General features: G+C 65.5%; 6 protein-coding genes and 1 pseudogene. 4 read left to right on the top strand and 3 right to left on the bottom strand.

Going from position 1 to position 6,611, the window contains the following annotated elements:
* Positions 1 to 181 (top strand): annotated as a pseudogene (locus tag QOI01_RS27590) (hypothetical protein); the annotation flags it as partial.
* Between the two features lie 35 nt (positions 182 to 216).
* Positions 217 to 666, top strand: coding sequence for a hypothetical protein (locus QOI01_RS27585; RefSeq protein WP_526386339.1), 450 nt, complete (start codon positions 217 to 219; stop codon positions 664 to 666).
* 4 nt (positions 667 to 670) lie between these two features.
* On the opposite strand, the gene QOI01_RS27580 is transcribed toward QOI01_RS27585, so the two are convergent.
* Entirely contained in the window at positions 671 to 2,266 is a 1,596-nt protein-coding gene (locus QOI01_RS27580; RefSeq protein WP_526386338.1) for an acetyl-CoA acetyltransferase, read from the bottom strand.
* 168 nt (positions 2,267 to 2,434) lie between these two features.
* Between QOI01_RS27580 and QOI01_RS27575 the strand changes: the two genes are divergently transcribed.
* Together QOI01_RS27575 and QOI01_RS27570 are read left to right on the top strand one after the other, a co-directional pair.
* A complete protein-coding gene (locus tag QOI01_RS27575) occupies positions 2,435 to 3,565 on the top strand; it encodes an ATP-binding protein (protein WP_526386340.1) in 1,131 nt (376 codons plus the stop codon).
* Entirely contained in the window at positions 3,562 to 4,779 is a 1,218-nt protein-coding gene (locus tag QOI01_RS27570; protein ID WP_526386337.1) for a MarR family transcriptional regulator, read from the top strand. Before QOI01_RS27575 ends, QOI01_RS27570 begins: the two co-directional genes overlap by 4 nt.
* 43 nt (positions 4,780 to 4,822) lie before the next feature.
* Here QOI01_RS27570 and sucD read toward each other — a convergent pair whose 3' ends face one another.
* Together sucD and sucC are read right to left on the bottom strand one after the other, a co-directional pair.
* Complete coding sequence (gene sucD / locus QOI01_RS27565) at positions 4,823 to 5,725, bottom strand: succinate--CoA ligase subunit alpha (RefSeq protein ID WP_526386336.1); 903 nt, start codon at positions 5,723 to 5,725, stop codon at positions 4,823 to 4,825.
* A gap of 15 nt (positions 5,726 to 5,740) precedes the next feature.
* Positions 5,741 to 6,611: ADP-forming succinate--CoA ligase subunit beta (gene sucC, locus QOI01_RS27560; protein ID WP_526386335.1), on the bottom strand; the 871-nt coding region annotated here is incomplete at its 5' end.

The following is a 6,611-nucleotide window of genomic DNA, read 5'->3' as shown; positions in this document are numbered from 1 at the left end:
ATTCGAGAAGTCGACCGATGGTTGCTCACCGCCGACCGACGAGCTGCTCGCCGTCGGCCAGAAGGCAACGTTCGTATCCAACGACACGACCTTTTGCGCAGTGGGTGCGGGCCAGCTCACCGCCTGCGTTAGGAACGACCACGGGTTCGTGCTGCAACCGTCAGGCAGCTGGGTCTTCTGATGTGGTCAGCTCGATGGTCAATCATCGTGGTGCTCGTGCTCGCAGCATGCTCGTCCCCACCCAAGTCAACGGAGCCGCCGCCTGGTTTCCCCGACCTGAACACCTTCGCCGCCGTCGACCCCGAGGACTACCACGTTTCGGGCACATCGTTCGTGAGCCCAGATCAGATCGATTGTGTACTCGATTTCGGACCGCACGCGGCGACGGCATGCAATGGGGTCATTCCGGGCGTTCCGACTTCGGTTCCGGGAAGCGGTTGCATCTCGGTGCGCAAGGCTGACCCTGCCGATGCCGATGCACCGTACGTCTTTCAACGGTCTGGACGCGAGTGTGCGTCGTCTCGGGCGATCCCCATCGCCGCAGGCAAAAAGCTGTCCGGCAAGAATGGAACGTGCGCGGTCGGTGGCGACGGACTGGTCGCCTGCATCGATGCCGACAACAAACACGGCTTCGTGTTGCAACGCTCGGGCAGCTGGGTCTTCTGAGCCGTCAGGCCAGTGCGGCCCGGTTGACGCCGTCCTCACCGGACGTCACGGCGATCGCGGCACCGAGCGGGTCGCCGTCACTCATCAACGTGACGAGATCGTCGTCTTCGGTCAGAGCCATGAACCGGCTACCGTCGGCGTCGAGTCGACCGACGATGACGCCCGTGCGCACCGGCCAGTCGTAGCGCACCGAATAGGTCTCGATGACACCGGGGCCGGTTGCGTTGCGGGTGACGGCGACCTTCGGCAGCGCGGCGATGTCTTCTTGAAGCGCCGTGCTGCGGTCGGCCACCCAATCCGCGGGCTCGGTCGAGTACACCCCCACCGAATACTTGCTCATGACCCCGCCGTTGGCGCCGACGAGGCCGAACGAACCTGGCTTGTCGCGCATTTCGGCGACGGTCTCGGCGATGCCGTGCAGTGAGTAACTGTTACCGGGACCCCCGAAGTACGGCAGACCACCGGTGAGCGTGAGGTCACGCGGATCATCAGCCGCCAAGCCGAAGTCGTCGCACACCGCGAAGACCGGGAAGGGAAAGCAGCTGTACAGGTCGAAGGTCGCGATGTCGTCGATACCGATGCCGGCGGTTCGAAGCGCCTCCGCCACGGCCTGTTTCGCGGAGTAGCTGACACCGACGTCGACGCGGTCCAGCATGTCCTGCTCGGTCTGATTGGCGTGCCCGCGCAGGTACACCCACTTCTCCTCGGGCACACCGAGTCTGCGAGCAGCATCGACCGACATCAGCACCGCGGCCGCGCCCTGATTGACCGTGTCTCGGGCCACCAGCAACCGCGGGTACGGATCGCAGATCATCCGGTTCTCGTCCGTGACGGTCACGATCTCCTCCACCGTCCGCTCCACCGGTGAGGACGAGAACGGGTTCTTCGCAGCGACTTTGGAGAACGGCGCGAAGAGCTCGGCCATCCGCTCCCGATAGTCTGCGACGCCGAGGCCAAGGCGGGCACGTCGCGCGTTGTCCAGCAGCCCGTACTGGACGGGCGCCCCGGTCAACCCGTGCAGCGCGGTGTACTCGCTCGTGTACTGCTCGAAACCGTAGCCGCGGTCCTCGAGTTGGCCGCCGACGTGCTCGGTGAAGTCCGGCTTGTCGAATTTCTCTCCCGTCGCTTCGCTCGCCCTGGCCCGACCGGCGAAGTACTTCGCAGTGGAGCCCGACTCGGAGCCGAGCACCAGCACCACCTCGACGTCGCCGGCGGCGATGGCTCCGGCGAACTCCGTCACGAGCTTCTGCGGGCCGTTGCCGCCGATGGGCTCGAGCACGGCGCGGGCGGGATCGGCGCCGACGCGCTGCGCGACCGATCGCACGTAGTTGTCCGAGCAGCCGAGCGGCGGGTCGGTGAACGGTGTGCAGATCTCGAACTGCCGCAACCCGGCGAACACCTCGATCGCCTTCGCCACGGTGGCGACGTCCGCACCAGTGTCGCTCAGCGCGGCCCGCACGGCCTCGGTGGCCAGGTCGACCGCGGAGATGCCCCGGTAGTCGGGGTCGTCGATGCGTTCGGTGAACTGTCCGACGCCGACGATGACCGGAGTGCGGGGATCTTCGGACGAGCGCTTGCGCGAGAACTCTGTCCCAGCCATTACAGACCTCCTAGCGCGTGTTAATTCGTTAGGCTAACCGATAACTAGAACGTGTTCCTAATCATGAGCTCCACGACAGCTTCGGTGTACATGCAGCATGACGTACAACATCACCGATGTACGTCAGATTAGGTGTATGGTTGGGCGATGAGCTGGCCCGTTCGACCGATGTCCCTGGTAGTTGGAGGCATCGTGCGAGCCGACGACGTCGTCGGACGCTACCGAGATGCCGAAACAGTGGCTGCCGCCCTGCCGCACAGTGGGGCCGTCCTCGTCGGCGACCGAAGGCACGGCAAGACCTCGCTGGCGCGGGTAGTCCAGAAGAACGCGGCTCGTGCGGGCGCCGTCGTCGTCGCGACCAGCGCCGAGCGCGAAACGTACGCGGAGTTCGTCGCGGCACTCGCCGCGGAACTGGCGAAGTTGGAACCGGCATGGGCGCAGGAGCTGTCGAAACTACGAATGACGTTGACGGCCGGTCCCCTGAAGGTCGAACGCGACGGACGGGCGGCAGCCGCACTCGACGAGTTGCTGAGCCGCGCCGTCGAGCGGGCGGGCGACCGTCAGCTCGTATTGTTCATCGACGAGGTCACCGTGCTCGCCCGCAATCTCGAACGCCGCCAGGAAGGGGCCGGAGACAACTTCCTCCATACGCTTCGCCGATTCCGCCAGGACTACGGAGGCAGGGTTGCCACGGTGCTGTCCGGGTCAATCGGATTCCACCACGTGTCGGCCGACGCTCCGAGCACGGTCAATGACATCCGCAAGATCACGGTCGGTCCAATCCGCGCCGACCACGCCACATACCTCGCGGAGTGCCTGCTCGTGGGTGGCGGGCTGAACCCCGCCGATGCTCACCCGATCGCGGCCGCGGTCGCGGCTGCTGCGGAGAACGTGCCGTACTACATCCAGCACCTGGTGGCTGCGTCACTGCGGTCGTGGCGCGCCACGGGACTGCTCCCGCAACCGGCACAGATCCCCGACCTGGTGACGGCAGCCATCGAGGACCCGACTGATCCATGGGACCTCAGGCACTATCGGGATCGGCTGCGGCACTACTACGGCTCCGACGCCGACACCATCGGCAGACTGCTCGACGTCTACGCACATGCCAGCGGTCCCCTCGACGTAGACGAAACGCTGAAACGGCTTCGCAGCGAAGGCAGTACGATCGACGATCGCGAACAGCTGGTCTCGTTCATCGAACGGCTCGAGCTGGACCACTACCTCATCAGGGAAGCCAATGCGAACCGGTTCGCATCGCTCCTGATTCAGCGCGCCTGGCAAGCGATGAGGCGATGACCACGCACCCCACGTTCACGCCCTCGGCCATGGAGGCCGAGGAACTCGACGCAATCACGGTGGGGCGGGACGCTCTGCTCGAGATGCTGGTTCGCCGGATTGGCGCCGCGGCGCGCGACGGATCACGCCCCCACACGCTACTCATCGCGCCGCGGGGCGGAGGCAAGACGCACACGCTGCACGTGACCGTGAACCGCAGCCTCGCGGACCCCGAAACTGCAAAACGTGTTCTGCCCGTACTGATTCCGGAGGACTCGCTCGCCATCGGGTCGTATCTCGATCTGCTAGTGGAGATCGCGAGGGCCGTCGACGGCGACTTTGGCGTTGGCCTTGGCCTTGGCCTTGGCCTTGGCCTTGGCCTTGGCGACACCGCACGCGCGCTGCGTCGCGACAAGGACGCCGTCGGCATCGAACAGGCGATCACGACCACAGCGGCTGGTCGCATGATCCTGCTGGCGATCGAGAACCTGGACCGGGTGTTCGAGGACCTAGGCCAGACAGGACAGGGCAGTCTTCGGGCTTGGGTCGAAACATCCACCGACATAACGATCTTCGCGACATCCCCCATGCTGTTCTCGGGAGTCTCGTCGAGGTCGTATCCGTGGTACGGGTCGTTCATGGTGGAGACGCTCACCGAGTTCGACGTCGAAGAAGCGGCCACGATGCTGACCCGAGCCGCCCACGCACGCGGCGAGGAGGAACTCGCGGAGTTCATCGCTTCCGCGGATGGCACCGACCGCGTGCGGGTGATCCATCGCCTCATCGGCGGCTCACCTCGGCTATGGAACATCCTGTCCGAGTGCATCGACGTCCGCTCGCTCGACGAGATGACGCCCGCAGTGGAGGCACTCCTCGACAGGCTGGCGCCCTACTACCAGCAACGGCTCTGGCAACTGCCTGCCAGCGAGCAGCGCCTCGTCGTCGAACTCGCCCGCGGGTGGCAAGCACGCACCGTCACCGATCTGGCCACCGCCGTCGGCGTCTCGAACCAGTCTGCGGCAACGGCATTGGGGCGACTCGCGTCGTCACGTTGGGTCACCTCGACCAAGGCCGCCGACGGAGACCAGCGCGCATCGTGGTACGACCTGACCGAACCGCTGCTGCGCTATCACCTGCTGTACCGCGAGGAGGGCGGGAAGCAGTTGCGGCTGATCGTCGAACGCTTCGCCCAGCATCCCCAAGCGCCACAAAACGAGACTGCGGCCAGATCGTGAATCCCGATGAATTCGCGATCTGGCCGCAGTCTCGATGAAGCGTCTACAGGTTTTGTAGGATCTCCCGCGCCTTCGCGGCGGTCTCCGACGGCGTCTTGCCGACCTTGACGCCCGCTGCCTCCAGCGCCACCTGCTTGCCCGCCGCGGTGCCCGCGCCGTCGGACACGATGGCTCCTGCGTGGCCCATCGTCTTGCCTTCTGGCGCAGTGAAACCCGCGACGTAGCCGACGACCGGCTTGGACACGTTGGCCTTGATGTAGGCCGCAGCCTTCTCCTCGGCGTCGCCGCCGATCTCGCCGATCATCACGATGACCTTGGTCTCGGGATCCTTCTCGAACGCCTCGATGGCGTCGATGTGCGTGGTGCCGATGACCGGGTCGCCGCCGATGCCGATGGCGGTAGAGAAGCCGAGATCGCGCAGCTCGTACATCATCTGGTAGGTCAGCGTGCCGGACTTGGACACCAAGCCGATGGGACCCTTGTCGGTGATGTTGTTCGGCGTGATGCCGACCAGCGACTCACCCGGGGTGATGATGCCGGGGCAGTTCGGCCCGATGATGCGGGTCTTCCCGCCGTTGGCGACGTTGTAAGCCCACGCATAGGCGCTGTCCTGCACCGGGATTCCCTCGGTGATGACGACCAGCAGCGGGATCTCGGCGTCGATGGCCTCGATGATCGCGTCCTTGGAGAAGGCGGGCGGCACGAAGGCGATCGACACGTCGGCGCCGGTCTCCTTCATGGCCTCGGCGACACTGCCGAACACCGGCAGCTCGACATCGTTACCGTCTTTGTCCTTATGCGAGACCTTGGTGCCGGCCTTGCGCGCGTTGACGCCGCCGACCACCTGCGTGCCTGCCTTGAGCATCAGCGCGGTGTGCTTGGTGCCCTCGCCGCCGGTGATGCCCTGGACGATGACCTTGCTGTCCTTGTTCAGGAAGATAGACATATTTCGTTGACTCCCTTACTTGTTGGCCAGCTCGGCGGCCTTGTCGGCGCCGGCGTCCATGGTCTCGGCCTGGATCACCAGGGGATGGTTGGCCTCGGCCAGGATGCGGCGGCCCTCTTCGACGTTGTTGCCGTCGAGGCGAACGATGAGCGGCTTGTTCGCGTCGGCGCCGAGCTTCTTCAGCGCGCCGACGATGCCGTTGGCCACCGCGTCACACGCGGTGATGCCGCCGAACACGTTGACGAAGACGCTCTTGACCTGGCTGTCGCCGAGGATGACGTCCAGCCCGGCTGCCATCACCTCTGCCGATGCGCCACCACCGATGTCGAGGAAGTTGGCGGGCTTCACTCCGCCGTGCCTCTCACCCGCGTAGGCGACGACGTCGAGCGTCGACATGACCAGACCGGCGCCGTTACCGATGATGCCGACGGCGCCATCGAGCTTGACGTAGTTGAGGTCGTTCTCCTTGGCCTTGAGCTCCAGAGGATCGGTGGCGTCCTTGTCCTCGAACTCCTCGTGGCCGGGCTGGCGGAAGTTCGCGTTCTCGTCGAGCGTGACCTTGCCGTCCAGAGCCAGGATCTTGTCGTCGGGCGTGCGCACCAGCGGGTTGACCTCGACCAGGGTGGCGTCCTCGCCGACGAAGACCTCCCACAGCTTCTGGATGGTCACGGCCGCGGCATCGAGCACCTCGGTGGGCAGGTGGCCCTGCTCGGCGATCGAACGGGCGAAGGTCAGGTCGACACCCTTGACAGCGTCGACGGGGACCTTGGCGAGGCGCTCGGGCTTGGTGGCGGCGACCTCTTCGATCTCCATGCCGCCCTCGACCGAGCACATGGCCAGGTAGGTGCGGTTGGAGCGGTCGAGCAGGAAGGAGACGTAGTACTCC

Origin of the sequence: Mycobacterium sp., assembly GCF_032162605.1 — a bacterium.
Classification (GTDB): Bacteria; Actinomycetota; Actinomycetes; order Mycobacteriales; family Mycobacteriaceae; genus Mycobacterium.
This window is presented reverse-complemented; position numbering and strand designations above follow the sequence as displayed.

Bases quoted from the DNA above. Each gene is read 5' to 3' on its own strand.
- QOI01_RS27580 (WP_526386338.1), bottom strand. From the start codon at position 2,266: ATGGCTGGGACAGAGTTCTCGCGCAAGCGCTCGTCCGAAGATCCCCGC.
- QOI01_RS27575 (WP_526386340.1), top strand. From the start codon at position 2,435: ATGTCCCTGGTAGTTGGAGGCATCGTGCGAGCCGACGACGTCGTCGGA.
- QOI01_RS27570 (WP_526386337.1), top strand. From the start codon at position 3,562: ATGACCACGCACCCCACGTTCACGCCCTCGGCCATGGAGGCCGAGGAA.
- sucD (WP_526386336.1), bottom strand. From the start codon at position 5,725: ATGTCTATCTTCCTGAACAAGGACAGCAAGGTCATCGTCCAGGGCATC.